This is a genomic window from Kitasatospora sp. MY 5-36, from assembly GCF_001182915.1.
In the GTDB taxonomy this organism is placed as follows: Bacteria; Actinomycetota; Actinomycetes; order Streptomycetales; family Streptomycetaceae; genus Kitasatospora.
The window spans coordinates 1-1,706 of the sequence record NZ_LFVW01001140.1 but is presented as its reverse complement, the minus strand read 5'-3'; the positions used below and the strand labels follow the sequence as shown (position 1 = coordinate 1,706).

At 70.1% G+C, this 1,706-nt stretch carries 1 pseudogene; it reads right to left on the bottom strand.

Annotation, left to right across the window (positions count from 1 at the left end):
* A pseudogene (locus AE652_RS45840) lies at positions 1 to 497 on the bottom strand (hypothetical protein); the annotation flags it as partial.
* Between the last annotated feature and the right edge of the window lie 1,209 nt (positions 498 to 1,706).

Here is a 1,706-nt window from a genome sequence, read left to right as displayed (position 1 = left end):
GGCCGCAGGTCGGTCCGGACGGCCAGCACGTCCTCGGCGGCGACGCCCTGCTCGCGCAGCCACCACCAGCCGCGCAGTGCCGGGTGCGGCAGGCCCGCCGCGGACCGCAGGGCCAGCGACCGCTCCTCGCCGGTGCCGTCCCGGTAGGTCAGCTCGGCCCTGGCGCCCCGGCCGGTCGCCGGCTGGAGGGTCGGGTCGTAGCCGCCCGCGCCGACGAAGTCCCGGTACAGCCCCACCACTTCGTCCACCGGCACCGAGGGCCACACCGTGAACCGCCCGCTCTCCCGGTCCACCACGGCGCAGGCCGCCCCCACCTCCTCGGGCGCCCGCCGCTCCCCCGTCCGCGGGTCGACCACCACCCGGGCGGGCTCCGCCCACACCACCCAGCCGAGCTCGAACTCATGGGTGCACACCCGCCGCACCACCCCAGCCCCCTGCGGCAGATCCCCGTTGATCCACCGCTGCCCCGCCTCCACCGCCTGCACCCGCGAAATCATCCGGCCCTCCCCGACCCGCGCCCCTGCCCGACCCGCGACCCTACGCCCCACCGACTCCCCGCCCCGCACAGGAAGTCGGCCCGGCCGACTTCTCACGCATCCCCTGCGACGAATGCGACGACCGGCCTGCATGCCCTTACTGGCCCACACCCCCCTGCACGAAAAGTCGACCCCGCCGACTTCTGGCGTAGCTCCCTCTGCCGCCGACCCCACCCCTCTGCGCACAAGAAGTCGATCAGCCCGACCTTCCATGCACCCATGGGGGACGCCCCACACCTCCCCCGCGCACGAAAAGTCGACCCCGCCGACTTCCTGTGCAGAACCCGGACAAATACGACGGCCAGCCTACCTGGCCCCAGGCACACCCAGGCCCGGCCAGCCCGAAAGCGCACAGGAAGTCGACCCAGCCGACTTCTCACGCGAGCTCCTCCAACCCGGGCGAAGACCAGGCCACATAGCCTGTCGCCGCCCCCGCCCCTCCGCGCACGAGAAGTCGATCCGGTCTACAGAGCCTGCCGACCCGCACCCCCCCCTGCACACGAAAAGTCGGCCCCGCCGACTTCCTGTGCAGGACCTGGGAAAATATGACGGCCGGTCTACATAGTTCTGGGCACAGCCAGGCCCAACCGGCTCGTAAGCGCGCAAGAAGTCGGCCCAGCCGACTTCTCATGCGAGCCCGTCCAATGCACGCGCGAGGGATATGACGGTCCGGACTACATAGATCGCCGCCGGCCTCGTCCCTCTGCGCACGAGAAGTCGACTCCGCCGACTTCCTATGCAGCACCTGGTGAACCTCAACCTGACCGGCCCGATCGCGCACAGGAAGTCGGCCGGGCGACTCTGCTGGCGAAGTCGATTTGCCGGGTATGTCGCAGCGAGCATTTCGTGACAAAACAGCTGGAAGCACCCATCCTGTGGTCTCATATCGTGAGACAAACCTGTCGCAATACCACAGAACCAGCCCGCGACTTTGCCAGCAGAGTCGCCGGGCCGACTTCTCGCGCGGGCTACCCCCGGTTCCCGTGTGGCGAATATGGCGACCGGTCTACAGATTTCTCCGCAGAGGGGGTGTCGTGTGCGCGGTACGGGGTCCAGCTCAGTGGCGCGGGTCAGGCGGCAAGGGGGCAAGGGGGGTGCGGCTCAGGAGGCGAGGTGGCAGGGGGCACTGCGTCCGGCTGCGCAGGAAGTCGGGCGGGCCGACTTCCTGCG